Origin of the sequence: Klebsiella sp. TF21-TM (assembly GCF_019753495.1) — a bacterium.
Taxonomy (GTDB): Bacteria; Pseudomonadota; Gammaproteobacteria; order Enterobacterales; family Enterobacteriaceae; genus Klebsiella; species Klebsiella quasipneumoniae.
Window position 1 is genome coordinate 127,887 of sequence record NZ_JAIJYL010000010.1, and the last position, 26,289, is coordinate 154,175.

23 protein-coding genes and 1 pseudogene are annotated in these 26,289 nt (G+C 63.1%); 11 read left to right on the forward strand and 13 right to left on the reverse strand.

Features of this window, described 5'->3' with window-relative positions:
* The first annotated feature begins 85 nt into the window (after positions 1-85).
* Positions 86-1,444 (forward strand): MFS transporter, encoded by a 1,359-nt coding sequence (locus tag K5R89_RS12055; RefSeq protein WP_044521583.1) that lies wholly within the window; start codon positions 86-88, stop codon positions 1,442-1,444.
* Positions 1,445-1,470: 26 nt separating this feature from the next.
* Complete coding sequence (locus K5R89_RS12060) at positions 1,471-2,739, forward strand: histidine phosphatase family protein (RefSeq protein ID WP_044521580.1); 1,269 nt, start codon at positions 1,471-1,473, stop codon at positions 2,737-2,739.
* Between the two features lie 59 nt (positions 2,740-2,798).
* Here the strand turns inward: K5R89_RS12060 and mtnA are convergent, their stop codons facing one another.
* Complete coding sequence (gene mtnA / locus K5R89_RS12065; protein WP_217259380.1) at positions 2,799-3,827, reverse strand: S-methyl-5-thioribose-1-phosphate isomerase; 1,029 nt, start codon at positions 3,825-3,827, stop codon at positions 2,799-2,801.
* Between the two features lie 101 nt (positions 3,828-3,928).
* Between mtnA and mtnK the strand changes: the two genes are divergently transcribed.
* A complete protein-coding gene (gene mtnK / locus K5R89_RS12070; RefSeq protein ID WP_023288798.1) occupies positions 3,929-5,128 on the forward strand; it encodes an S-methyl-5-thioribose kinase in 1,200 nt (399 codons plus the stop codon).
* A gap of 263 nt (positions 5,129-5,391) precedes the next feature.
* Here the strand turns inward: mtnK and K5R89_RS12075 are convergent, their stop codons facing one another.
* The 4 genes from K5R89_RS12075 to K5R89_RS12090 all read right to left on the reverse strand — a co-directional run bounded on the left by K5R89_RS12075 (position 5,392) and on the right by K5R89_RS12090 (position 10,333).
* Positions 5,392-6,633: an LVIVD repeat-containing protein gene (locus K5R89_RS12075; protein ID WP_044521566.1), complete on the reverse strand. Its 1,242-nt coding sequence runs from the start codon at positions 6,631-6,633 to the stop codon at positions 5,392-5,394.
* Positions 6,634-6,750: 117 nt separating this feature from the next.
* Positions 6,751-7,815: a sugar ABC transporter substrate-binding protein gene (locus K5R89_RS12080; protein ID WP_101976518.1), complete on the reverse strand. Its 1,065-nt coding sequence runs from the start codon at positions 7,813-7,815 to the stop codon at positions 6,751-6,753.
* Between the two features lie 20 nt (positions 7,816-7,835).
* Entirely contained in the window at positions 7,836-8,834 is a 999-nt protein-coding gene (locus tag K5R89_RS12085; RefSeq protein ID WP_044521561.1) for an ABC transporter permease, read from the reverse strand.
* Positions 8,831-10,333 (reverse strand): sugar ABC transporter ATP-binding protein, encoded by a 1,503-nt coding sequence (locus K5R89_RS12090; protein ID WP_044521558.1) that lies wholly within the window; start codon positions 10,331-10,333, stop codon positions 8,831-8,833. The genes K5R89_RS12085 and K5R89_RS12090 overlap by 4 nt, the downstream gene beginning before the upstream one ends.
* 163 nt (positions 10,334-10,496) lie before the next feature.
* Between K5R89_RS12090 and K5R89_RS12095 the strand changes: the two genes are divergently transcribed.
* From K5R89_RS12095 to K5R89_RS12105, 4 genes and pseudogenes are all read left to right on the forward strand, one after another.
* Complete coding sequence (locus K5R89_RS12095; RefSeq protein WP_217259379.1) at positions 10,497-11,585, forward strand: oxidoreductase; 1,089 nt, start codon at positions 10,497-10,499, stop codon at positions 11,583-11,585.
* Positions 11,586-11,642: 57 nt separating this feature from the next.
* Positions 11,643-12,386, forward strand: a complete 744-nt coding sequence (locus K5R89_RS12100; RefSeq protein WP_023288792.1) for an SDR family NAD(P)-dependent oxidoreductase — start codon at positions 11,643-11,645, stop codon at positions 12,384-12,386.
* Between the two features lie 183 nt (positions 12,387-12,569).
* A pseudogene (locus K5R89_RS27425) lies at positions 12,570-12,702 on the forward strand (hypothetical protein).
* Complete coding sequence (locus tag K5R89_RS12105) at positions 12,677-13,081, forward strand: helix-turn-helix transcriptional regulator (RefSeq protein ID WP_072421327.1); 405 nt, start codon at positions 12,677-12,679, stop codon at positions 13,079-13,081. Before K5R89_RS27425 ends, K5R89_RS12105 begins: the two are co-directional and overlap by 26 nt.
* On the opposite strand, the gene K5R89_RS12110 is transcribed toward K5R89_RS12105, so the two are convergent.
* The 7 genes from K5R89_RS12110 to entC form a co-directional block, all read right to left on the reverse strand.
* Positions 13,078-13,275: a YbdD/YjiX family protein gene (locus tag K5R89_RS12110; RefSeq protein ID WP_023288790.1), complete on the reverse strand. Its 198-nt coding sequence runs from the start codon at positions 13,273-13,275 to the stop codon at positions 13,078-13,080. The two genes, K5R89_RS12105 and K5R89_RS12110, sit on opposite strands and share 4 nt — an antisense overlap.
* A gap of 60 nt (positions 13,276-13,335) precedes the next feature.
* A complete protein-coding gene (gene cstA, locus K5R89_RS12115; protein ID WP_217259378.1) occupies positions 13,336-15,441 on the reverse strand; it encodes a pyruvate/proton symporter CstA in 2,106 nt (701 codons plus the stop codon).
* A gap of 412 nt (positions 15,442-15,853) precedes the next feature.
* Positions 15,854-16,267: a proofreading thioesterase EntH gene (gene entH / locus K5R89_RS12120; RefSeq protein ID WP_023288788.1), complete on the reverse strand. Its 414-nt coding sequence runs from the start codon at positions 16,265-16,267 to the stop codon at positions 15,854-15,856.
* The gene (gene entA, locus K5R89_RS12125; RefSeq protein ID WP_217259393.1) at positions 16,268-17,014 is read right to left on the reverse strand and encodes a 2,3-dihydro-2,3-dihydroxybenzoate dehydrogenase; all 747 of its coding nucleotides are present in this window, start codon (positions 17,012-17,014) and stop codon (positions 16,268-16,270) included.
* 8 nt (positions 17,015-17,022) lie between these two features.
* Positions 17,023-17,874, reverse strand: a complete 852-nt coding sequence (entB, locus tag K5R89_RS12130; RefSeq protein WP_048334361.1) for an enterobactin biosynthesis bifunctional isochorismatase/aryl carrier protein EntB — start codon at positions 17,872-17,874, stop codon at positions 17,023-17,025.
* Positions 17,875-17,887: 13 nt separating this feature from the next.
* A complete protein-coding gene (entE, locus tag K5R89_RS12135) occupies positions 17,888-19,495 on the reverse strand; it encodes a (2,3-dihydroxybenzoyl)adenylate synthase EntE (protein WP_064155093.1) in 1,608 nt (535 codons plus the stop codon).
* A gap of 9 nt (positions 19,496-19,504) precedes the next feature.
* Positions 19,505-20,680: an isochorismate synthase EntC gene (gene entC, locus K5R89_RS12140; protein ID WP_032455077.1), complete on the reverse strand. Its 1,176-nt coding sequence runs from the start codon at positions 20,678-20,680 to the stop codon at positions 19,505-19,507.
* A gap of 188 nt (positions 20,681-20,868) precedes the next feature.
* Between entC and fepB the strand changes: the two genes are divergently transcribed.
* Positions 20,869-21,828 carry a Fe2+-enterobactin ABC transporter substrate-binding protein gene (gene fepB, locus K5R89_RS12145; RefSeq protein WP_065812441.1) on the forward strand — a complete coding sequence of 320 codons (960 nt, stop codon included), beginning with the start codon at positions 20,869-20,871 and terminating at the stop codon, positions 21,826-21,828.
* 284 nt (positions 21,829-22,112) lie between these two features.
* Here the strand turns inward: fepB and entS are convergent, their stop codons facing one another.
* Positions 22,113-23,354 carry an enterobactin transporter EntS gene (gene entS, locus K5R89_RS12150; protein ID WP_217259377.1) on the reverse strand — a complete coding sequence of 414 codons (1,242 nt, stop codon included), beginning with the start codon at positions 23,352-23,354 and terminating at the stop codon, positions 22,113-22,115.
* Positions 23,355-23,466: 112 nt separating this feature from the next.
* Between entS and fepD the strand changes: the two genes are divergently transcribed.
* Genes fepD through fepC form a run of 3 tightly spaced genes read left to right on the forward strand, consistent with a single transcriptional unit; the run spans position 23,467 to position 26,254 of the window.
* On the forward strand, positions 23,467-24,474 hold the full coding sequence (fepD, locus tag K5R89_RS12155; RefSeq protein WP_023297205.1) for a Fe(3+)-siderophore ABC transporter permease: 1,008 nt from the start codon (positions 23,467-23,469) through the stop codon (positions 24,472-24,474).
* Complete coding sequence (fepG, locus tag K5R89_RS12160) at positions 24,471-25,463, forward strand: iron-enterobactin ABC transporter permease (protein WP_044521544.1); 993 nt, start codon at positions 24,471-24,473, stop codon at positions 25,461-25,463. Before fepD ends, fepG begins: the two co-directional genes overlap by 4 nt.
* A complete protein-coding gene (fepC, locus tag K5R89_RS12165; protein WP_012542491.1) occupies positions 25,460-26,254 on the forward strand; it encodes an iron-enterobactin ABC transporter ATP-binding protein in 795 nt (264 codons plus the stop codon). Before fepG ends, fepC begins: the two co-directional genes overlap by 4 nt.
* The last annotated feature ends 35 nt before the right edge of the window (positions 26,255-26,289 follow it).

The following is a 26,289-nucleotide window of genomic DNA, read 5'->3' on the forward strand; positions in this document are numbered from 1 at the left end:
TTATGTACTCTACACAGTAACGATAACTTCATTCACGGACGAACCACATCAATCAGTCAGGCCTCCGACCTGCGGAGAACCACCTATGTCTGGAATTATCGCTTTTTTCCGGGCGTCGCCGCCGAAAGCGGGCGCCGCGTTTGATGAACACCGTTTTCGCCGGGTGCGCTGGCAAACCTTTATCGCCATGACCCTGGCCTACGTCACCTTTTACGTCTGCCGGTTATCGTTCACCGTCGCCAAAAGCGCGCTGGTGGAGTTGGGGATCACCCCGACGGAGCTCGGCATGATCGGCTCCACCCTGTTCTTCAGCTACGCCATCGGCAAACTGGTCAACGGCTTTATCGCCGACCACGCCAACGTGGTGCGCTATATGAGCCTCGGTTTATTGCTCAGCGCCGGGATGAACCTGATGATGGGGATGACCACCAACGCCCTGCTGCTGGCCATCTTCTGGGGGATCAACGGCTGGGCGCAGTCGATGGGCGTCGGCCCCTGCGCGGTCTCGCTGGCGCGCTGGTACGGCGTTAAGGAGCGCGGCACCTTCTATGGCATCTGGTCGACGGCGCATAATATCGGCGAGGCCGTCACCTATATGGTGATCGCCGCGGTGATCGCCGGGTTTGGCTGGCAGATGGGCTACCTGTCCACCGCCGCGCTCGGCGCCGCCGGCGTGGTGCTGCTGGTGCTGTTCATGCACGATTCGCCGCAGAGCAGCGGCTTCCCGTCCATCAACGTCATCCGCGATGAACCGCAGGAGGAGGCCGAAGCCCGCGGCTCGGTGTTTAAAAACCAGCTGCTGGCGCTGCGCAACCCGGCGCTGTGGACCCTCGCCCTCGCCTCCGCCTTTATGTACATCGACCGCTACGCCGTCAACTCCTGGGGGATCTTCTTTCTGGAGCAGGATAAAGCCTACTCCACGCTGGAGGCCTCTGGGATTATCGGCGTCAACGCCATCGCCGGCATCGCCGGGACCATCATCGCCGGCATGCTCTCCGACCGCTTTTTCCCGCGCAACCGCAGCGTGATGGCCGGGTTTATCAGCCTGCTGAACACCGCCGGCTTCGCCCTGATGCTCTGGTCGCCGCACAGTTATTACACTGATATTCTGGCGATGATTATCTTCGGAGCAACCATTGGCGCTCTGACCTGCTTCCTCGGCGGGCTGATCGCCGTCGATATCTCCTCGCGCAAAGCGGCGGGGGCCGCGCTCGGCACCATCGGCATCGCCAGCTACGCCGGCGCCGGCCTGGGCGAGTTTCTCACCGGGATCATTATTGATAAAACGGCTATCCTTGAGAACGGCAAAACGCTGTATGATTTCAGCACGTTGGCGCTGTTCTGGGTGGGTACCGGTCTGGGTTCCGCGCTACTCTGTTTTACCACTGCCGCCATCGTCGCCCGGCGCCATGCCGTCGAACGGCAGACCTCGTTCTCCTCATAACCGATTAACGAATTAAGGAAGAAGATATGATGCCTGCAAGACATCAGGGGCTGTTACGCCTGTTTATCGCCTGCGCGCTGCCGCTGCTGGCGCTGCAATCTGCCGCCGCCGCGGACTGGCAGCTGGAGAAAGTGGTGGAGCTTAGCCGCCACGGGATTCGTCCGCCGACGGCCGGCAACCGGGAAGCCATCGAGGCCGCCACCGGACGACCGTGGACCGAGTGGACCACCCATGACGGCGAGCTCACCGGTCATGGCTATGCCGCCGTGGTCAATAAAGGGCGTGAGGAAGGCCAGCACTATCGCCAGCTTGGCCTGCTGCAGGCGGGATGCCCGACGGCGGAGTCGATTTACGTGCGCGCCAGCCCGCTGCAGCGGACGCGGGCGACCGCCCAGGCGCTGGTGGATGGCGCCTTCCCCGGCTGCGGCGTCGCTATCCATTACGTCAGCGGGGACGCCGATCCGCTGTTTCAGACCGACAAATTCGCCGCCACGCAAACCGACCCCGCCCGCCAGCTGGCGGCGGTAAAAGAGAAGGCCGGGGATCTGGCGCAGCGTCGGCAGGCGCTGGAGCCGGCCATCCAGCTTTTGAAACAGGCGGTTTGTCAGGCCGATAAGCCCTGTCCGGTCTTCGACACCCCGTGGCAGGTCGAGCAGAGTAAAAGCGGGAAAACCACCATTAGCGGACTGAGCGTGATGGCCAATATGGTGGAGACGCTGCGTCTCGGCTGGAGTGAAAACCTGCCTCTCAGCCAGCTGGCGTGGGGCAAGATCGCCCAGGCCAGTCAGATCACCGCCCTGCTGCCGCTGTTAACGGAAAACTACGATCTGAGCAACGACGTGCTGTATACCGCGCAAAAACGCGGGTCGGTGCTGCTCAACGCCATGCTCGACGGCGTCAAACCAGAGGCGAATCCGAACGTACGCTGGCTGCTGCTGGTGGCCCATGACACCAATATCGCCATGGTGCGCACGCTGATGAACTTTAGCTGGCAGCTGCCGGGCTACAGCCGGGGAAATATCCCGCCGGGCAGTAGCCTGGTGCTGGAGCGCTGGCGCGACGCGAAGAGCGGGGAACGCTATCTGCGGGTCTATTTCCAGGCGCAAGGTCTCGACGACCTGCGTCGTCTGCAGACGCCGGACGCGCAGCACCCAATGCTGCGTCAGGAGTGGCGTCAGCCGGGCTGCCGTCAGACCGACGTCGGTACGCTGTGTCCCTTCCAGGCGGCTATCACCGCGCTGGGTCAGCGTATCGACCGGCCCTCCGCCCCGGCGGTAGCGATGGTCCTGCCGTAGCGGCCAGGCGATTGCCCGGGCCCGGGAAACCGTTTTTTCCAGGCCCGGCACAAGGTCCGCTATCCGTGGTCCGCCGCAAACGCCCCGGCGGTAACTTGCGCCGGGGTGACCACCCCGCTGTCCAGCACCCAGCCGCTAATCAGCCTGGCAGGCGTGACGTCGAACGCCGGATTGTAAACGGCGGCCCCGGTCGGCGCCCATTGTACCGCGCCAAAGCTGCCCGCCACCCCGGTCACTTCCGCCGCGGCGCGCTGCTCAATGGGGATGGCCGCCCCGTTCGGGCAATGGCGATCGAGGGTCGTCTGCGGCGCAGCGACGTAGAACGGGATCTGGTGGTAATGGGCCAAAACCGCCAGCGAATAGGTGCCGATTTTATTCGCCACATCGCCGTTGGCGGCGATACGGTCAGCACCGACCCACACCGCATCCACCTGCCCCTGCGCCATCAGGCTGGCGGCCATTGAATCGGTGATCAGCTGATAGGGCACGCACAGCTCGCCCAGCTCCCACGCGGTTAAACGTCCGCCCTGCAGCAGCGGCCGGGTTTCATCGACCCACACGCTGGCCACCTTTCCCTGCCGGTGCGCCAGCGCGATAACGCCCAGGGCGGTCCCCACCCCGGCGGTCGCCAGGCCACCGGTGTTGCAGTGGGTCAGCAGACGGCTACCGGGCTTCACCAGCGCACTGCCCGCCTCAGCGATGCGATCGCACAGCTGTTTATCTTCTTCGACCAGACGCAGGGCTTCCGCTTCCAGCGCCTGCGGGTAATCCTCCCGGGCCAGCGCCTGCTTCATGCGATCCAGATTATTCATCAGGTTGACCGCCGTCGGCCGCGCCGCGCGCAGCGTCTCCAGCGCCTGCTGGAGTTCATCCCGGCTCAGGCCGCGCTGGGCCAGCAGGGCCAGCAGCAGGCTGGCGGACAGGCCAATCAACGGCGCGCCGCGCACCCGCAGGGCGTGAATATGGTCCACCAGCAGCGCAACGTTATCCGCCGCCAGCCAGCGTTTTTCCTGCGGCAAGGCCTGCTGGTCGAGAATAAAAAGCTGATTTTCACTCACCCGCAGGCTGGTGGTCTGTAATGTCTGCATGTCGTTAAATCCCTGTTGCGTTGTTGTATCACATTGTGTCAGGATGAAATCCAGAAGTATAGACGTCTGAACGGCTTAATCAGAATTCGAGGATCGAGGCAATGTCGCAATACCATACCTTCACCGCCCACGACGCCGTGGCTTACGCGCAGCAGTTCGCCGGCATCGACAACCCATCTGAGCTGGTCAGCGCGCAGGAAGTGGGCGATGGCAACCTCAATCTGGTGTTTAAAGTGTTCGATCGCCAGGGCGTCAGCCGGGCGATCGTCAAACAGGCCCTGCCCTACGTGCGCTGCGTCGGCGAATCCTGGCCGCTGACCCTTGACCGCGCCCGTCTGGAAGCGCAGACCCTGGTCGCCCACTATCAGCACAGCCCGCAGCACACGGTAAAAATCCATCACTTTGATCCCGAACTGGCGGTGATGGTGATGGAAGATCTTTCTGACCACCGCATCTGGCGCGGGGAGCTTATCGCTAACGTCTACTACCCTCAGGCGGCCCGCCAGCTTGGCGACTATCTGGCGCAGGTGCTGTTTCACACCAGCGATTTCTATCTCCATCCCCACGAGAAAAAGGCGCAGGTGGCGCAGTTTATTAACCCGGCGATGTGCGAGATCACCGAGGATCTGTTCTTTAACGACCCGTATCAGATCCACGCGCGCAATAACTACCCGGCGGAGCTGGAGGCCGATGTCGCCGCCCTGCGCGACGACGCCCAGCTTAAGCTGGCGGTGGCGGCGCTGAAGCACCGTTTCTTTGCCCATGCGGAAGCGCTGCTGCACGGCGATATCCACAGCGGGTCGATTTTCGTTGCCGAAGGCAGCCTGAAGGCCATCGACGCCGAGTTCGGCTACTTCGGCCCCATCGGCTTCGATATCGGCACCGCCATCGGCAACCTGCTGCTGAACTACTGCGGCCTGCCGGGCCAGCTCGGCATTCGCGACGCCGCCGCCGCGCGCGAGCAGCGGCTGAACGACATCCACCAGCTGTGGACCACCTTTGCCGAGCGCTTCCAGGCGCTGGCGGCGGAGAAAACCCGCGACGCGGCGCTGGCTTACCCCGGCTACGCCTCCGCCTTTCTGAAAAAGGTCTGGGCGGACGCGGTCGGCTTCTGCGGCAGCGAACTGATCCGCCGCAGCGTCGGGCTGTCGCACGTCGCGGATATCGACACTATCCAGGATGACGCTATGCGGCATGAGTGCCTGCGCCACGCCATTACCCTGGGCAAAGCGCTGATCGTATTGGCCGAGCGTATCGACAGCGTCGACGAGCTGCTGGCGCGGGTGCGCCAGTACAGCTGAGCGCGGCCTGTTGCCCTCTCCCCAGCCCTCTGCCACAGGGAGAGGGAGCAAAGCCTAAAAAGTGCAATCTTCTGAGATTGCCCGGCGGCGCTGCGCTTGCGCGGGCCTACAGATAACCGCATGACGGTTTGATATTGCAGTCTTTTGTAGGCCGGGTAAGGCGAAAGCCGCCACCCGGCAGACATGCGAACACAATAACGAAACAGGTTTGTCATCAGCCAGAAAAAGGCAATTGTCATTGCCTTTTTGCGTTGACCTTGTCCTCACCCCAGATACTCAATCACCGACAGCCCGCCGTTGTAATCGGTGCTGTAGATAATGCCCTGCGCATCGACAAACACATCGCAGGACTGGATCACCCGCGGGCGGCCGGGACGGGTATCCATCATCCTCTCAGGAGCAGCCGGCACCAGCGCCCCGGTCTCCAGCGGACGATACGGGTTGGAAATATCGTACGCCCGCACGCCGGCATTCTGATAGGTGGCGAAGATAAGCGTTGAGCTGACAAAGCTCCCCGGCCGGTTCTCATGCAGGTTATGCGGCCCGAAGTGCGCCCCTTTCGCCGCATAGTCGATTTCGTCAGGCTGTGGGAAAGTTGAGATACTCACCGGGTTCGCCGGCTCGCGAATATCAAACAGCCAGATCAGCTTCTCGCCGTCCTCCTGATTGTCGAGCACCGCTTCATCCAGCACCACCAGCAGATCGCGATCCGGCAGCGGCAGCGCGGTATGCGTTCCGCCGCCGAACGGCGGGCTCCAGTTGCGATGGCTGATCAGCGTCGGCTGGGTACGATCTTTGACATCCAGCAGCGTCAGGCCGCCGTCGCGCCAGCTGCCGTAGGCGGTATCCCCGGCAATAATGGCGTGGTGCAGGGCATAGCGTTTGCCCTGCGGCCAGTCCGGTGTTTCACCGCCCGCCTGGTGCATCCCCGGCAGCCACCAGCGCCCGGCAACCTGCGGTTTACGCGGATCGGCCAGATCGATGGTCAGGAAGATGTAGTCGGTAAAACCGTCGATCAGCGCGGACACATACGCCCAGCGGCCGCCGACGTACCAGATGCGGTGAATGCCGATACCGCTCAGCGACAGAAAGCCAATTTCACGCGGCTTATCCGGCGTGGAGATATCAAACACGCGCAGCCCGGCGCTCCAGCCTTTGTCCTGCACATCGCTGACCGTGTCACCCACCGAGCGGGTGTAGTACACCTTCTCATCGGCAAAACGGGCGTCGGCAAACAGATCCCGGGCGTTGATCACCAGCAGCAGATCGTCATGCGCCTGGAGGTGCACGTTCCAGGTGCCCGGCGGCGCGGCAATATAGTTGACCGTGGTGGGCCGGGTCGGATCGCGAACATCGACCACGGAAAAACCCTGCGACACCATATGGCCGATATAGGCGAATCCGCGGTGCACCATCAGCTGGACGCCGTCCGGACGACCGCCCTGGTCGCTATGGCCGATCAGCCGCATATTGCGGCTGTATTCTGGGGAAGGTAATGCTGACATAGGGAATTCCTTTCGCCCGGTGGCGCTGCGCTTACCGGGCCTACGGGCGCTGTTGGTTTTCCCCCTCTCCCTGTGGGAAATGGCAACAGGCCGCCCCCGCCGCCACCCGGCTTCGTTTTATTTGTTTTTCGCTTCCAGCGTCGCAAACCACGGCGCGATAAAGTCTTCCGTCTGGCCCCAGCCCGGAATGATTTTCCCCAGCGTGGCCACGTTCACCGCCCCCGGCTGGGCCGCCAGCAGCGCCTGCGGGATCGCCGCCGCCTTGAAGTCGTAGGTGGCCGGCGTCGGCTCGCCGGCGATCTTATTGGCGATCAGCCGCACGTTGGTCGCGCCGATAAGCTTCGGATCCACCGCCACGCTCACCTTCCACGGGCTGCCGGCTTCGCGCATCAGCTGCAGATCCTGGTTGGAAATATCAATACTGTAGAGTTTGATCTCGGTGCGGCCGTTCTCTTTCAGCGCCTTATAGGCCCCCTGGCTAAAGGCATCCCAGGTGCCCCAGATAGCGTCGATTTTCCCTTTCGGATATTTGGCGAGGATCGCCCCCACCTTGTTGGCAGTGTCGCCCTGCACATCGGACGAAACGGCGCCGATCGACTCCAGCTCTTTAATCCCCGGATTTTGCTTCAGCAGCGTCTGGTAAGCCGCCTGACGGCGCTCCATTGGCGGGAAACCCGCCACCCACAGCTTGACGATGTTGGCTTTGCCGTTGAAGTCTTTCACCAGCTGGCCAAAGGAGAGATCGGTCAGTGAGGCGTCATCCTGCTGGCTGACCGTCACGCCGGGGATCTCGCCGCTCACCGCGGTATCGAACACCGCCACTTTGATCCCGGCGTCCACCGCCTTCTTCACCAGGGCCGTCGAATAGGGGTCACGCCCCTGGGAGAGAATAATGCCGTCGTATTTCTGGCTGATCGCCTGGTTGACGAAGTCCTGGAATTTGGCGTCATCGCCGTTGCTCAGGAAGGTGCTGATTTTGAAACCGAGCTTTTTGCCTTCCTGCAGCGCCCCGGCGACAAACTGGGTGGTGTTATCGTCAGACCCCAGGTTGCGGATCACTGCAATGCGGATCGGGCCATTGTGTTCGGCAATGGCCGCCGGCACCGGCGTCGGGGCGGTGGCCAGCACCGCCGTCGACTGCAGCAGACCCAGCGTAATGAGAGAGAGTGCGATCTTTTTCATGCGGTTTACCCTGTAAAATGTTAAGTACGGCGCTGAAAATAGGTCAGTGCCAGCGCGCCAGCCAGTACCAGCCCTTTAATAATGTCCATCGCGTAATACGGCACCGAGAGCATCACCAGCCCGTTGGAGAGCACGCCGAGGATCACCGCCCCCACCAGCGTCCCCAGGGCGTTCGGTTTGCCGGAACCGGCCAGCGAAAAGCCGATCCAGGCCGCCGCCACCGCGTCCATCAGATAGCCGCCGCCGGCGTTAACCTGCGACGATCCGATACGCGAGGCCAGCAGAATGCCGCCGAGCCCGGCCAGCAGCGAGGCAATCACGTACGCCGCCACTTTATAACGCGTGATCCGCAGGCCGGAGAGCCGCGCCGCCTCCGGGTTGCCGCCGATGGCGTACATCCGCCGGCCGTGGGTGGTAAACGACAGCGCCAGCTGGGCGACCAGCGTTACCACCAGCATGATGATGACGATGGTCGGCACCTGGCCCAGCGCGCCAAATGCCGCCGGGAGGGTGCCTTCTGCCATCTCGCCGCTCGGCAGCACCATGTTTTCGGTAATCGACCCGCCGTAGCTGTATGTCATTGCCACCCCCTGAATCACAAACAGGCTGGCCAGGGTGGCGAGCATGTCGGGGATGCGCAGCACCACGATCAGAAAGGCGTTAAACAACCCCACCAGGGTGCAGAGCGCGAGGGTGATCAGAATGGCTTCGGTGGTCCCCAGGCCGTGCCAGACAAACAGAGAGATCACCAGGGCGTTGGCCAGCGACGCCGTCGATCCGACGGACAGATCGAAGCCGCCGATGGTGAGGGAAATCGACACCCCAATGGCAATCACCGTCACGATGGCTATCGAGCGCAGAATGTTGATGATGTTGAACGGGTCAAGGAAGTTGTCCGAGGCGAAGCCAAAGACCGCCACCAGCAGCACCACGGTCAGCAACATGCCCCACTTATAGAGAAAATCAAAAAATCGCTGACGGCCCGATACCGTCGCGTTCACTGCCAGGGCCTTGCTCACGCTGCCGCTCCTCCGGTTGAATAATAAAGCAGTGTCTCTTCCCGGGCTTCCGCGCCGGGGATCTCCGCCACGATCCGTCCGTCCCATAGTACGCAGATGCGGTCGCATAAACCGACCAGCTCGGCGAATTCACCCGAGGCATAAATCACCCCTTTGCCTTCCCGCGCCAGACCATCGATCAGCATGAACAGATCGGTTTTCGCTTTCACATCGACCCCTTTGGTCGGTTCGTCAAAAATCAAAACGTTGGCATCGCCGCGCAACCATTTGCCAATGGCCACCTTCTGCTGATTGCCGCCGGACAGACGGCGCAGCGTCTGACCGGGACCGGTGGCGCGCACGCCGAGGCGGGCAATCACCTCCTCCGCCCAGCGCCAGGCCTGGCGATGGCCGAACAGGCTCCAGCGCGAAAAGTGGTTATCGGCGCTGACCGCCAGGTTCATCGCGATCGGCTCTTCGATGAAAATGCCCTCTTTGCGCCGCTCCTCCGGGACCAGCGCCAGGCCGCGCCCCACCGAGTCGGCGGGATCCCGCGGCCGCCACGGCTGGCCGTTCAGCTCGCCGCGCTGCACCCGGCTTTTGCTGGCGCCGAACAGCGCTTTGCACAGCTCGGTTTTGCCCGCCCCGGCCAGCCCGGCGATACCCAGAATTTCCCCCTTACGCAGGCGCAGCGAGATATCCTGCAGCAGCGCCTCATCGTGCAGCCCTTCCACCTGCAGCAGCACGTCTTCACCGTGCGGCGGACGCGGCGGCGGGAAGATATCGCTCAGCTCGTGGCCCAGCATCTTTTCGACAATCTGTTCCCCGCTCAGCGGCGCCATCGGGCCGCTCTCAATCAGACGCCCGTCGCGCAGCACCGTCAGGGTGTCGCAGATCGCCTTCAGCTCGTGGATGCGGTGCGAAATAAACACCACCCCGATCCCCTGCTGCTGCAGACGGCGTACCACCGCAAACAGGCGTTCGCTTTCATGCTGATCCAGCGGCGCGGTGGGTTCATCGAGGATCAGAAAGCGGCAATGGTGCGACAGGGCGCGGGCCAGCAGGATCTGCTGTTTTTCGGCGAGCGTGCAGCTGTCAATAGAGCGCCTGACGTCCAGCGCCACGTCCAGCTGCGCCAGCGCCTCGCGCGCCAGCTGCCGAACCCGCGACCAGCGGAAGGTCGTCCCCGGCTCCGCCAGCCTGTCCAGCATGATGTTTTCGGCAATGCTCAGGCCCGGCACCAGCGCCACGTCCACCTCCTGCTGCACCAGGTGGATCCCCAGCTGTTTGGCATCCCGAGGCGAACGAATAGTGACCGACTGGTTATTGATCGTCACTTCGCCCTGATAATGGGCGTGGGTGCCGCACAGCACCGCCATCAGCGTCGACTTACCCGCGCCGTTGGCGCCGGTCAGGGCATGCACCGACCCGCCATGAAGGGTGAAGGCCACCTTGTTCAGCGCCTGAAAGCCGGAGAAGGCCAGGCTAATGTTATGCATCTCAAGGCGATTCGCGCTCATCACTGCTCCCGTGCGGCAATTAATCTTCTGATTTAACGAATTTTTCATAGCCGCCGCTGGCTGACAACTGCGTAAAAAGCATAAGATACAACGAAATAATATTAGCCATCTGGATGTCCAGACATAACATCAGGTTAGCCCAACACCTATAAGGACAGCTTTCATGAGCAACAGCGAAATCCGCGTCGTGCCCGGCCCGGCCAACTATTTCTCCCACCCTGGCAGCCTTCAGCGGTTAAGCGATTTTTTTAACGCCGACCAGCTATCGCGGGCGGTGTGGGTCTATGGCGAGCGCGCCCTGGCCGGCGCCGAACCTTTTCTGCCGGCGGCCTTCCACCTGCCGGAGGCAAAAAAGATCCGCTTTACCGGCCACTGCAGCGAACGCGACGTGGCGGGGCTGGCGCAGGCCTCAGGTGACGATCGGGCGGTAGTGATTGGCGTAGGCGGCGGCGCGCTGCTCGACAGCGCGAAAGTGCTGGCCCGCCGCCTGGGGGTTCCGCTGGTGGCCATCCCGACCATCGCCGCCACCTGCGCGGCATGGACGCCGCTGTCGGTGTGGTACAGCGACGCCGGACAGGCCCTGAATTTTGAGATCTTCGATGACGCGAATTTCCTGGTGCTGGTCGAGCCGCGCATCATTCTCAACGCCCCGGCGGAGTACCTGCTGGCGGGCATTGGCGACACCTTAGCCAAATGGTATGAGGCAGTGGTGCTGGCGCCGCAGCCGGAGGCCCTGCCGCTCACCGTGCGGCTGGGGATTAACGGCGCGCTGGCGATCCGCGACGTGCTGCTGGCCAGCAGCGAAACGGCGCTGGCGGACCAGCGCCGCGGCGAGCTGAGCCAGGCGTTTCGCGATGTGGTGGATGCGGTTATCGCCGGCGGCGGGATGGTTGGCGGGCTGGGGGAACGTTACACCCGGGTCGCCGCCGCCCACGCGGTGCATAACGGGCTGACGGTGCTGCCGCAGACGGATAAATTCCTCCACGGCACCAAGGTGGCCTACGGCATTCTGGTACAAAGCGCCCTGCTCGGTCAGGATGAGGTCCTGGCGCAGCTGGTGCAGGCCTGGCAGCGCTTTAACCTGCCGGCGACGCTGGCGGCGCTGGAGGTCGATATCACTAACCGCGAAGAGCTTGACCGGGTCATTGCCCATACCCTGCGCCCGGGCGAGTCGATTCACTATTTACCGGTGACGTTAACCCCTGAGGTTCTGCGCGCGGCGTTTGAGAAGGTGGAATACTTCAGCCGTTAATCACCCCGACCGTCTATACCTAATGATGATTCTCACCACTCTCGCAACGAGGTCATCATGCAGATCGATTTAACAGGTAAGAAGGCGCTGGTTACCGGCGCCAGCCGTGGGTTGGGTCGGGCTATCGCCCTGTCGCTGGCGCGCGCCGGCGCCGATGTGGTTATTACGTATGAAAAATCGGCCGATAAAGCCCAGGCGGTCGCCGACGAAATAAAAGCGCTGGGCCGGCACGGTGAAGCGGTGCAGGCCGACAGCGCCAGCGCGCAGGCGATTCAGGATGCCGTCACCCATGCGGCGCGTTCCCTCGGCGGGCTGGACATTCTGGTCAACAACGCCGGGATCGCGCGCGGCGGCCCGCTGGAGTCCATGACGCTGGCGGACATCGACGCGCTTATCAACGTCAATATTCGTGGGGTGGTTATCGCCATCCAGGAGGCGCTGGTGCATATGTCAGACGGCGGGCGCATCATCAACATCGGCAGCTGTCTGGCTAACCGCGTGGCGCAGCCGGGCATCGCGGTTTACTCGATGACCAAGTCCGCCCTCAACTCCCTTACCCGCGGCCTGGCGCGCGATTTAGGCCCCCGCGGGATCACCGTTAACCTCGTCCATCCCGGCCCGACCAACAGCGATATGAACCCGGAAGACGGCGAGCAGGCCGATGCCCAGCGTCAACTTATTGCGTTAGGTCACTACGGCCAGCCGGAAGACATCGCCGCGGCGGTCACCTTCCTCGCCAGCCCGGCCGCCGGGCAGATCTCCGGCACCGGGCTGGACGTGGATGGCGGTTTGAACGCCTGATCGCACATTTTCTGCAAGCCTCTGTCGCCCGGCAGAGGCCTTTTCGAGCCGCCTCGACGAGTTGCGTTTTGCCGCTTACCTGCGTTTTTTCTCCGCTCTACCCTACCCCATAAGAAATTCGGAATTTATATAATAGTCTTATTATTTCCTTATATTTTGTGTGGTCGTACAGTGGAGGTACGGATGAAGATTGTCTGGTCAAAAACGGCAGATAAGCCATTTTCTAAAATCGATAGTGGCGGTTAAACGCCGAACCACCACCACCTACCTGCATGAGGAGCATGCCGAATATGACTATTCAGTACATCAAGGATGAAGAAGGAAAAGACCAGTATGTCGTCATTCCTTACAGTGATTACTTTCGTATGCGCCTGGCTCTGCTGGAGTACGACGACGAGGATGAAAGCGACTGGGAAGATATTCCTTATGAATCAGACATCTATGATAACGTCATGCTGCCAGGCCAAGTATGCGACGTGATGCATAAAGAAAACGTCAGCCTGCAGGCTGCGTGGCGCATCCTACGCGGGATGTCCCAGCAGGAGGTCGCCGAAAAGCTCGGCATCAGCCAGTCCGCCGTGTCACAGCTGGAAGCGCTGGACTCCCGTCCGCAGAAGCGCACCCGCGAGAAGCTGGCGGCGCTCTACGGCTGTAAGCAGGAGCAGATCAGCCTCTATCTGCCGAAAGAGGGTTAACAGCACTTCGCCCCGCCCTTGCCGCCGTAGCGGGCGTCCTGGCGTTCGCGGAAAAATGCTTCGTAGGTCATTGGCGTCTGATCCGGATGGTTGACGCGCATGTGCTCGACGTAGTTGTCGTAATCCGGCACGCCGATCATCATTTTGGCGGCCTGGCCCAGGTACTTACCTGCTTTGGAAAGGGTGTCGAACATAATTCTGATCTCACAGAAAAAGTACGCCGGGTAAGGCGAAGCCGCCACCCGGCACACAGGTTAATGCGCCCCTTTCGCCTGGGTCACTATCGCGTCCAGGTTTTCAGGCATTGGCTCATACGGTGTCTCTTTCGCCGTCGGTTTATTCTCTTTCAGCGCCGCCAGCGCGGTTTTAATCGAGAACAGCGCCAGCACCACCACCACGATCATAAAGAAGATGGTCAGCCCGGCATCGAGACGGTTGTTAAACACCAGCTGCGCCAGCTGCGACTCGGTGTACTGCGCCGGGATTTTGCCGCTGTCGATCATCGCCTGGAACTTGTTGGCAATCGCCAGGAAGCCCACTTTATTGTCCGGGCTGAAGGCCTTCTGCCAGCCGGCGGTGAGGGTACAGATCAGCAGCCAGGCCGTCGGCACCAGCGCCACCCACGCATAGCGCTGACGTTTCATCTTGAACAGCACCACTGCGCAGAGCATCAGCGCCATCCCCGCCAGCATCTGGTTGGCGATACCGAACAGCGGCCACAGGGTGTTAATGCCGCCCAGCGGATCGACCACTCCCTGATGGAGGAAGTAGCCCCACGCCAGCACGCACAGCGCCGTCGCCAGCAGGTTAGCCGGTAACGAGTCAGTACGCTTCAGGTTCGGGGAGATCACCCCCAGCAGATCCTGCAGCATAAAGCGCGCCGCACGGGTGCCGGCATCCACCGCCGTCAGGATAAACAGCGCTTCAAACAGAATGGCGAAGTGGTACCAGAACGAGACGTCCATCAACCCGCCCAGCGCGCCGTGGAGAATGTAGGCCATGCCCACCGCCAGCGTAGGCGCCCCGCCGGCGCGAGAGATGATGGACTGCTCGCCCACCTCATTCGCGATATGCGTCAACGTTTCCGGGGTAATCGCAAAGCCCCAACCGCTCACCACCTGCGCCGCCGACGCCACCACATCGGTGGTTCCCGCCGGCGCCAGCACCGCCATCGGGCTGTTCATCGCGAAGTAGACGCCCGGGTCAATGATACAGGCGGCCACCAGCGCCATAATCGCCACGAAGGATTCCATCAGCATGCCGCCGTAGCCGATAAAGCAGGCCTGATTTTCATTCGCCAGCATCTTCGGCGTGGTACCAGAGGCAATCAGGGCGTGGAAGCCCGACACCGCGCCGCAAGCGATGGTGATAAACAGGAACGGGAACAGGTTGCCAGTCCATACCGGGCCAGTGCCGTCGATAAATTTGGTCAGCGCCGGCATGGTCAGGGTCGGACGCATAATCAGAATGCCGATCGCCAGACCGACGATAGTGCCGATTTTCAGGAAGGTGGAGAGGTAGTCGCGCGGGGCGAGCAGCAGCCAGACCGGCAGCACCGCGGCGACAAAGCCGTAGCCCACCAGCATCCAGGTGAGCTGGACGCCGGTAAAGTCAAAGAACGGCGCCCAGGTCGGGCTTTCCGCTACCCAGCCGCCGGAGATAATGGCGAACACCAGCAATACCAGCCCAATCACCGACACTTCGCCAATGCGCCCCGGGCGCAGATAGCGAATATAGATCCCCATAAACAGCGCCAGCGGAATGGTAAAGGCCACGGTATAGGTTCCCCACGGGCTGTGGGTCAGCGCTTTCACCACGATCATCGCCAGCACCGCGAGGATGATCACCATGATCATAAAGGTCGCCACCAGGGCAATCACCCCGGCGGTCGCCCCCATCTCCTCTTTCACCAGTTCGCCCAGCGAACGGCCCTCGCGACGGGTGGAAACGAACAGCACCATAAAGTCCTGCACCGCCCCGGCCAGCACTACGCCGGCGAGGATCCAGATCATCCCCGGCAGATAGCCCATCTGCGCGGCGAGCACCGGGCCCACCAGCGGCCCCGCGCCGGCGATGGCGGCAAAATGGTGACCGAACAGCACTTTTTTGTCAGTCGGGACATAGTCGAGGCCATCGTTATGCCGCACCGCGGGCGTCATGCGCGTCGGGTCGACGCCGAGCACGGTTTTGGCGATATACAGGCCGTAAAAACGATACGCGATCAGATAAACGCAGACTGCCGCGACGACAATCCACAGCGCGTTGATCTGCTCACCCCGGTTTAAAGCAATGTAGCCGAGGGCAAAGGCTCCGATCACGGAGAGCAGTGCCCAGATAAGGTATTTCCCTGAATTATTCATTGTTGTGGTCCACCGGTAGGGTAATCAGGATGTTACAGTTTGTTTCTAGAACACAACGCAGAATTTAACAACATCGAAACAGCGCAGATGCCGTCCACCCACAGAGATTTGTCTCACATTGCTAGCGAGATCACTTAAGGCAGGAAAATGAATGAAAGGATTATCGTGAACGGTGCCGTTTGTTTGTCGGGTGGCGGCTAACGCCTTACCCGACCTACAGATCCGTAGTCCGGCTAAGCGCAGCGCAAGCCGGGGAAACAGCGGCTTCCTGACCCAGAAACCGTAGCCCTGCTAAGCGCAGCGCGAGCAGGGAGATTCCCGGATGGCGGCGCGCTGCGCCTTATCCGGGCTACCCATTGCGCCGATACGTAGCCCGGCTCAGCGCAGCGCAAGCCGGGGAAAGCGTGGCTACTTAGCCCAGCACCGCGGTGCCCAGACGACAGGTGCAGCAGCGCCGCCCCTTCTCGTCATACACCACAATCTCCCAGCTCTGGCTCTGCCGGCCAAGATGCAGCGGGCGGCACTCGCCGCGCACTTTCCCGCTGGAGACCGCCCGGTGATGGGTGGCGTTCAGCTCGGTGCCGACCACGCACTGCCCCTCGTCGGTCATCAGCCAGCCGGCCATCGACCCCAGCGTCTCCGCCAGCGCCGCTGAAGCGCCGCCGTGCAGCAGGCCAAACGGCTGATGGGTGCGGGCATCCACCGGCATCTCCGCCTCCAGCAGCCCCGCCTCCAGCCGGGTGTAGACGATCCCCAGATGCGCCACCAGGGTGTTTTCGCTGCTGGCGTTCAGCGCCGCCAGCGTGAGCGCTCGTTTCCAGGCCATTTACGCCCCCAGCGTCGAGCCGCCGTCCACCACGATATCCTGCAGGGTGATATGGCTGGCATGAGCAGAGGCGAGGAACAGAATGGTATTGGCAATCTCCTGCGGGCGGGCAATCTTACCCAGCGGGATGCCGAGCTTAAACTGCTCGCCGAAACCGCGGATCCGTTGCTGCTCCGCATCGTCGCTGACCCACAGCGTGCGCTGCATATCGGTATCGGTAGAGCCCGGCGAGACCAGATTACAGCGCACCCCGCTGCCCGCCAGCTCAAGGCCGACGGTCAGCGCCAGGCTTTTCAGCGCCGCCTTCGAGGCGCCATAGGCGCTCATGCCGATGCGCGGCGTGTGCGCGGCATCGGAGGCGACGGTGACGATGGCCCCGCCCCGCTGGCGACGGAACTGGGCCATCGTCTGCTGAAACAGGTTGAACGCCCCGCCGACGTTGACCGCGAAGGTCTGCTGCCAGTCTTCCGCGCTTAGCTGGTCGGTGGCGCCCATGCGCAGGATCCCGGCGGCGTTCACCAGCACGTCTAACCGCTCGGTGTTCGCCAACAGGCGGCTGCACACCTCGCGCACCCGGTCGGCATCGGCGACGTCCAGCGTTTCGGTCGCAAACGGGTAGCATTCGCCGTCAAAGGCGAGGTCGAAACCGGTGACGTTGGCGCCGGCCTCCACAAAAGCCAGCGCGGTGGCATAACCGATCCCTTTACCTGCGCCGGTCACCCACACGGTCTGACCGCGAAAATCCAGCGCCGCCATTATCGCACCTCGCGGGAAAGCAGCGCCCACCAGGCGTCGATGGTCGGGTTTTTCGCCAGCATCACGAAGTCGATATCGCCGTGCACTTTGCGCCAGCGGGCGGCCAAGGCCATCATCCGCACCGAATCCAGACCGTAGTCGATCAGGTTTTCATCATCCAGCGGTTCGTCGGATTCGTCGAGCAGCGGCAGGATCAGCGCGCGCAGCGCCGCTTTGGAGGCCGGCAGCGGCAACAGCGCTTCGGTCATCACCACGCGGCCGGAGCGGCCGGCGACGTATTTCAGCGCCATCAGGTGCTCTTCGCGGCTGAAGTCCGCCAGCGCGTCGGCGACAAAGAACGGTTTGATATCGCGCATAAAGGCGTCGGTGGCGGTGGTCATGCAGCCGATATGGGCATACACGCCGGTGATGATCAGCTGGTCGCGGCCGCTCTCCTTCAGCATCGCCTCCAGCGGCGAGCGATGAAACGCGCTGTAGCGCCATTTCACCAGCACGGTGTCGTCTTCATCCGGCGCCAGGGCGGCAATCACCTGCTGCTGCTCCGGCGAACGGGTCAGCCCCGGCCCCCACATATCATTCAGCAGCGCGCGATCTTCATCGCTCTGCTCTTTCGGCTGGGCGGTGTAGTACACCGGAATGCCGTTCTGTTTGCAGAAGTCGCGCAGGGCGGCGATATTGGCCACCACTTTCTCCATCATCGCGCTGTTTTCGCCCCAGAAATTGAGGAAATACTCCTGCATATCGTGGATCAGCAGCGCGGCGCGGGAGGGCTCAAAGGCCCAGCTGACTTTGTTCGCCGGGATATCGCTGGCTTCCGGCAGCGCGTAAGCCTGTAATTTAGGGATTGCCATTTTCTGTTCTCCTTCAGCCCAGCTTGCCTTCGGCCAGCCACTGACGTAATTGTTTCTTATCGACTTTGCCCACCGGCGTCAGCGGCAGCGCGGCAACGCACTCCACGCGGTCCGGCAGTTTAAATTCAGCCACCCCCTGCTCGCGCAGGAAGCGGCGCACCGCGACGGCGCGCAGCGGCGAGGTCGCCACCAGGTAAGCGCAGCTCTTCTCGCCCAGCAGGTTGTCTTCAATGCTGACCAGCGCGGCGTGGATCACCGCCTCATGGCGCAGCAGCAGGTTTTCGATCTCTTCGGCGGCGATCTTCTCGCCGCCGCGGTTGATCTGGTCTTTTTCCCGGCCCTGGACGGTGATATACCCGTCTTCATCGATCGATATCAGATCGCCGGAACAGTAAAACCCGTCGGCGTCAAAGGCTTCCGCGTTATGCTGCGGGCTGTTGTAGTAGCCGCGGAAGGTGTACGGCCCGCGGGTCATCAGGCGGCCCACTTCGCCGCGCGGCAGCGGGTTGCCGTCGGCATCCGCCACCCACACTTCATCGTCCGGGCACATCGGGCAGCCCTGGGTATGAATAATCCGCTCAGGGCTGTCGTTAAGACGGGTGTAATTCACCAGCCCCTCCGCCATGCCGAACACCTGCTGCAGCTGGCAGCCAATTTCCGCCGGGATGCGCGCGGCAAGGGTCGCCGACAGGCGCGCGCCGCCGACCTGCAATAGCTGCAGCGATTGCAGTTGCGCGTTGCTACCCCATTCGTGAATGGCCTGCAGCCACAGGCTGACCGCCGGCGGCACCAGCGAGGCGACGTTGATCTGATGTTTTTCAATCAGCGGGAAACAGAGGGTGGCGCTGGGGTCGGCGGCGAGGATCACCCGCCCGCCGGCGAGGAAAACGCCCAGCGACCCCGGGGAGCTCATCGCATAGTTATGCGCCGCCGGCAGCGCGTTGAGGTAGCGCGTCTCAGCGTTAATCCCGCAGATCTCGTTGCTGCGGCGAATGCTGTAGTCGTAGTCGTTATGGGTACGCGGGATCAGCTTCGGCGTCCCGGTGCTGCCGCCGGAGAGCTGGAAAAAGGCCACTTCGTCGGCAGGCGTTGGGTTAGCGATAAAGTTATCCGCCGGGCGGTTAATCTCCGTCGCCAGATCGCGCTCGCCGCCGTCGTTACGCAGCAGCGCCACGCGCAGGGAAGGATGTTCAGCGATAAACGCGTGAAGAAAGCTATCGTCGGCAAAGAGCGCGTGCTCGCGGTCGGCGATCAGCAGCGCCGGTTTAATCTGCGCGGCGTAGGCGTTAAGCTCGCTGCGCTGGTGGCTGAACAACGCGTTCACCGGCGCGACGCCGATACGCAGCAGCGCGAAGAAGGTGATGTAAAACTCGGCGACGTTGCCCAGCTGCACCAGCGCGGTTTCCCCGCGCTTCAGTCCCTGACGCTGCAGAGAGCAGGCAAGGTTGTCCACCCGCTGGTTAAACTGGCGGTAGCTAATGTGTCGATCGCCATCGATAATCGCCACGGCGTCGTTTTCCGCGTGACGGGTGATCAGATTGGTTAATGGCAGATCCTGCCAGTAGCCTTTTTGGCGATAGCGGGCCGCGAACTCATCCGGCCAACGGGTAAATGCAATCATCCTTGCCTCTTAATTCAAGCCAAATACGTTAAGCATGGTGGTCAGTTTGACGCCGGTTTCGCGCCATTCGCCCAGCGGCGAGGAGGCCGGAACGATGCCCGCGCCGGCAAACAGGCGCAGCGTACGCTGCTGCAGACGCGCGCAGCGGATGGTCACCACCCATTCGCCGTTGCCTTCATCGTCACACCAGCCGACGATGCCGCCGAACAGCTGGCGGTCGAAGGGTTCCAGGTCGGCAATCAGGCGCTTCGCCGCCTGGTGCGGGAAGCCGCTCAGCGCCGGAGTCGGGTGCAGCAGGCAGGCCAGCGACATGGCGTTTTCTTCCGCCAGCGCCGTGCCCTCGATCGGCGTCGCCAGATGCCAGAGCGTCGGGGTGGTGATCAGCTGCGGCGATGCCGGCAGCGACAGCTGGCTGCTGCGCGGGCCCAGCACGCTCTTCATCGCCTGGGTCACCAGTTCGTGCTCGTGGCGATCTTTGCCGGATGCCAGCAGCCTGTTGCCCGCTTCGCGGTCCAGCACATCGTCCGGCTGGCGGCGGGCGGAGCCGGCCAGCGGCAGCGAGCTGAAGTGTGGTCCTTCTTTACGCAGCAGCAGCTCCGGGCTGGCGCCCAGCAGCACGCCGCCGTCGGAGAGCGGCACATGGAAGTTGAAGCTGGCGGGGTTCTGGGCGATCAGTCGCTCCATCAGGGCGCCGCTATCGACAGGATCGCGGGTGGTGATATCGATAAGTCGTGATAGCACCACTTTGTCCACTTCCGGCGTGGCGGTCAGCGCGGCGGCGCGTTCCACCATGGCTAAAAACGCATCCTGTTCCGGGATCTCCCGGCGCTCCACCACCTCCATCGTCTCCAGCGGCGCGGCATAGCGGGCGGAACGCTGTTTTTCCGGGCGCGAGAACGCTTCCCAGCGCTCCGGGATATAGAGCTCGGAAGGCTGACAGGTGTCGAACGGGATGGCCCCAACCATCACCGGCTTGCGGATCCCCGCCGCCCGGGCCTCGGCAAAGGCGGCGGCCATCTGCTGTTGGAACTCGCCATTCAGCGCATCGCCGCCGTCGGCGGGCGCTGAGAAGCGGCGGAAGCAGCCTGAGGTGCTAAAACTGCGGTACGGCGACATAAAGAAGAAGCTGTCCGGCGATAAGGTCCGGGTAGATTTCTGTACATCCTCAGCCAGTGACGTTTCCATATCATCCTCCAAAAACGATAAATATATTACGAATAATTATCATTTGTATTTTGGTTGGCTAACCTAAAAGGTATTGCCCGTCATGTCAACCGCGTTACGTCATCGCGCCGCCACTTTGGCTTGCATCCTGTCGGCGCAAAGTTGAAAATGAGACGCATTTATTACCCTTCGAATCAGGATGCGATGACGTGAACTTCTCTTCTTTTTACCGCCGCGGCGCGCTTGCCGGCATGCTGTTGTTTTTAGGAATTACCTCAGCCCAGGCGGCGGACTGGCCGCGCCAGGTCACCGACAGCTACGGGACGCACACCCTGCCGAGCCAGCCGCTGCGCATTGTCTCCACCAGCGTGACCCTCACCGGCTCGCTGCTGGCGATCGACGCCCCGGTGGTCGCCAGCGGCGCCACCACCCCGAACAACCGCGTGGCCGATAGCCAGGGCTTTCTGCGCCAGTGGAGTGAGGTCGCCAAAGCCCGCAAGCTGGCGCGGCTGTACATCGGCGAACCGAGCGCGGAAGCGGTGGCCGCCCAGATGCCGGATCTGATCCTGGTGAGCGCCACCGGCGGCGACTCCGCCCTGCCGCTGTACGATCAGCTCAAAACGATCGCCCCGACGCTGGTCATCAACTATGACGATAAAAGCTGGCAAACGCTGCTTACCCAGTTGGGGCAGATCACCGGCCATGAGCAGCAGGCCAGCGCGCGCATCGCCGACTTCAATAAACAGCTCGTTTCGTTAAAAGAAAAAATGAAGCTGCCGCCGCAGCCGGTCACCGCCCTCGTCTATACCGCCGCCGCGCACAGCGCCAATATCTGGACGCCGGAATCGGCCCAGGGGCAGATGCTCGAACAGCTGGGCTTTAGCCTGGCGACGCTGCCGGGCGGCCTGCCCGCCAGCCATAGTCAGGGCAAACGCCACGATATCGTGCAGCTGGGCGGGGAGAATCTGGCCGCCGGTCTGAACGGCCAGAGCCTGTTCCTGTTCGCCGGCGACCAGAAAGATGTCGATGCCATTTACGCCAACCCGCTGCTGGCGCATCTCCCGGCGGTCGAAGGCAAACGCGTTTACCCGCTGGGCACCGAGACCTTCCGTCTTGACTACTACAGCGCCCTGCTGGTGCTCCAGCGTCTCTCCAGCCTGTTCGGCTAACGCGGGCTGTGCCATCGGGACGGGTACGCGGCCTGAACGCTTTGCCGGGCGGCGCGGCCTGAACACCTTGCCGGGCGGCGCTACGCTTGCACCGGCCTACAATGCTTGCGCCCTCCAGGCCAGACCTTCGGCCCGGTAAGGCGTAGCCGCCACCGGGCATCAGGACGGGTACGCGGTCGGAACACCTTGCCGGGCGGCGCGGCGCTTGCCCGGCCTACAACGCCCGAGGCCCCAGTACCGTAGGCCCGGTAAGGCGTAGCCGCCACCGGGCAATCGCACCGTACTCAGCTTTCGTTGACTATTTCCGGGCGCTGGAAACGGCGCAGCTCGCGTAGCAGCCCCACCAGCAGCACGCCGACGAGGGCCAGCGCCCAGCCGCTGGCGCTGGCGGAAGCGACCGGCGTCATCACCGCCCCTAACCCGCCGAGCAGCGCCGCGCCGATGGCGTCGCCGGTAACGTTCTGCGCGGTCCACAGACCGTTAATTCGCCCGAGCATATGTTCCGGCGTCTGGGTCTGGATCAGGGTGTACTGCAGCAGCGAGCTAATAGCGCTCAGCCAGCCAAACAGCGCCAGGCACAGCGCGCCCAACGCCCAGTGCGGCATCAGGCTAAACAGCGCAATGGCGACAAAGGAGCACACCGTCGTCGCCAGCATCAGCGCACCCGGCCGCACGGTCTGGGCCAGCTGGCCGCTGGTCAACGCCCCCAGCGCCGCGCCGAGCGGAATCGCGGCGTACAGCAGGCCAATCTGCCCTGCCGACATCTGCCAGCTCCCGGCCAGCGCCGGATAGAGCACCCGCACCGCGCTGGCCATGGTCAGCAGGCCGCCGAGCAGCGCAATCCCGCCGATAAGCGGACTCTGGCAGAGGAAGGTCAGCCCCGCCAGCAGAGCACGCAGCGGATGCTCGCGCGGCTGCGGAGGCGGCGGCAGCTGTGGCAGACGCAGCAGGGTTAAGGTGGTGATAAAGGTCCCCGCCGCCGCCAGGCCGAAATTCCAGGCCACGCCGCCGGAGGCCAGCAGCAGGCCGCCGATCATCGGCGAAATCACCGAGCCCAGACGCACCGTGAGCATAGTGATGGCCCCGGCCTGCATCAGATTTTCCCGCCCCACCAGCGCCGGCGTCGCCGCCAGCAGCGCGGTCACCCCCAACGAGGCGAAGAACCCATCCCAGATCCCCAGCAGGTAGATCGCCGCCAGCGACGGCTCCGGCAGCAGGGCGTTCAGACACAGGCCGACAAAGCCCACGCCGCAGGTGCCGCGCGCCAGCAGGATCAGGCGTTTGCGCTCATAGCGGTCGGCCAGTACCCCCCCCACCATCAGGCCAATAAACATCGACGCGCCGGTCATCGTCACCGACAACCCGACCTGCCAGGTCGAATGGGTCATCATCTGGATCTGCACCGGGATGGCCACGCCCAGCAGGCCAAGCGACAGAATAGAGATAAAGCGAGCGATAAAAACGGCGCGAAACGCCGGGTGAGTTTTCAGCAGGCTGAGGTTGAGCAGCCAGGATTGTCGGTTCATTACAGCGCCTTGTCGTTATTTTTAATACCCTTTTTACTGTGGGTCATGCTACCATAGCTGAATAAAATCGATAACGATAATTACTATCATTATCATATCAGGGATGTCAGTTATGTCGTTTTCTACGACCGCGGTACGCTCTGTCGCCGTGCCCGGATTGTTGCTGTTACTCGCCTTAGCCGCCGCGCTTAGCCTGACCATCGGCGCCAAATCGTTGCCGATCGGCACGGTATTCACCGCCTTCAGCGGAACCTGTCAAAGCGCCGACTGCACCATCGTGCTGGACGCGCGCCTGCCGCGTACCCTGGCCGGTCTGCTGGCCGGCGTCGCCCTCGGTCTCGCCGGCGCGCTGATGCAGACGCTCACCCGCAACCCGCTGGCCGACCCCGGCCTGCTGGGGGTCAACTCCGGCGCCAGCTTCGCCATCGTCCTCGGCGCGGCGCTGTTCGGGATCACCTCCCCTCAGGAGCAACTGCTGCTGGCGTTTTGCGGCGCGCTCTGCGCCTCGCTGCTGGTGGCCTTTACCGGCAGTCAGGGCGGCGGCCAGCTGAGCCCGGTGCGCCTCACCCTCGCCGGGGTCGCCCTTGCGGCGGTGCTGGAGGGGCTGTCCAACGGCATCGCCCTGCTCAACCCGGACGTCTACGATCAGCTGCGCTTCTGGCAGGCCGGTTCGCTGGATATCCGCACCCTGCAGACGCTGAAAATTGTCCTGCTGCCGGTGGTGATAGCGGGGATCGCCGCCCTGCTGCTGAGCCGGGCGCTTAACAGCCTGAGCCTCGGCAACGATACCGCCACCGCCCTCGGCAGCCGCGTCGCCCGCACCCAGCTGATCGGCCTGATCGTCATCACCGTCCTGTGCGGCAGCGCCACCGCCGTCGTCGGCCCCATCGCCTTTATCGGCCTGATGATGCCGCATATGGCGCGCTGGCTGGTGGGGGCCGATCATCGCTGGTCGCTGCCGGTCACCCTGCTGGCCACCCCGGCCCTGCTGCTGTTTGCCGACGTGATTGGCCGCCTGCTGGTGCCCGGCGAACTGCGGGTATCGGTGGTGAGCGCCTTTCTCGGCGCGCCGGTGCTGATCTGGCTGGTGCGGCGCCAGCCGCGCGGAGGTGGCCTGTGATTGCCCCGTCCCGCCGCCTGATAGCCAGCTGTCTGCTGCTGTTGGCCGCCAGCCTGTTGATTTCCCTGCTCGGGCTGGCGCAAGGCCCGGTGCCGCTAACGATTGACCAGGTCTTCTCCGCCCTGTTCGGCGACGCGCCGCGCAACGTCGCGATGGTGGTGAACGAATGGCGGCTGCCGCGGGTGTTAATGGCGCTGCTCATCGGCGCCGCGCTCGGCGTCAGCGGCGCCATTTTCCAGTCGCTGACCCGTAACCCGCTCGGCAGCCCGGACGTGATGGGCTTTAATACCGGCGCCTGGAGCGGCGTGCTGGTGGCGATGGTTCTCTTCGGCCAGAACCTGACGGCGATTGCCCTGGCGGCGATGGCCGGCGGGGTACTCACCTCGCTGGTGGTCTGGCTGCTGGCCTGGCGCAACGGGATCGAGACCTTTCGCCTGATTATTATCGGCATCGGCGTGCGCGCCATGCTGGTGGCCTTCAACACCTGGCTGCTGCTGCGCGCCTCGCTGGAGACCGCCCTTTCTGCGGGCCTGTGGAACGCCGGATCGCTTAACGGCCTGACCTGGGGTAAAACCTGGCCGTCGGCGCCGCTGATCCTGCTGATGCTGGTGGGCAGCGCCCTGCTGGTTCGTCGGATGCGGCTGCTGGAGATGGGCGACGATACCGCCTGCGCGCTGGGCGTGCAGGTCGAGCGTTCGCGCCTGCTGCTGATGCTGGTGGCGGTGGTGCTCACCGCCGCCTCGACGGCGCTGGCCGGGCCCATCTCATTTATCGCGCTGGTGGCGCCGCACATCGCCCGCCGCCTGAGCGGCACGGCCCGCTGGGGATTGACCCAGTCGGCCCTGTGCGGCGCGCTACTGCTGGCGCTGGCCGATTACGGCGCCCAGCGGCTGTTTATGCCCTGGCAGCTGCCGGTGGGCGTACTAACCGTCAGCCTCGGCGGTATTTACCTTATTGCATTGTTGATTCAGGAGTCCCGCAAAAAATGAGTGCTGTCCCCTCCCGTTTGCGCGGCGAGCAGTTAACCCTGGCCTACGGGAACAAGACCATCGCCGAGTCGCTGAACGTGACCATCCCTGACGGCCACTTCACCGCCATTATCGGCCCCAACGGCTGCGGCAAGTCGACGCTGCTGCGCACCCTCAGCCGTCTGATGACGCCGGCCAGCGGCCATGTCTGGCTCGACGGCGCGCAGATCCAGCAGTACGCCAGTAAAGAGGTTGCCCGCCGCATCGGGCTGCTGGCGCAGAATGCCACCACCCCTGGCGATATCACGGTGCAGGAGCTGGTGGCCCGCGGGCGCTATCCGCACCAGCCGCTGTTTACCCGCTGGCGCAAAGAAGATGAAGAGGCGGTGAACAAGGCGATGCGGGCGACCGGGATCAGCGATCTGGCGCTGCAGAGCGTCGACACGCTTTCCGGCGGCCAGCGGCAGCGGGCGTGGATTGCGATGGTGCTGGCCCAGGAGACGGCGATTATGCTGCTGGATGAGCCAACCACCTGGCTGGACATCAGCCATCAGATCGACCTGCTGGAGCTGTTGAGCGAGCTGAATCGCGAGAAGGGCTATACCCTGGCGGCGGTGCTGCACGATCTGAACCAGGCCTGCCGCTACGCCACCCACCTGATCGCCCTGCGCGACGGTAAGATCGTCGCCGAGGGGGCGCCGAAGGAGATCGTCACGGCGGATCTGATTGAACGGATTTACGGTCTGCGCTGCACGATCATTGAGGATCCGGTGGCGCATACGCCGCTGGTGGTGCCGCTGGGCCGCCGGTAATTTCCCCTTTCCCCGGCTTGCGCGACGCTGAGCCG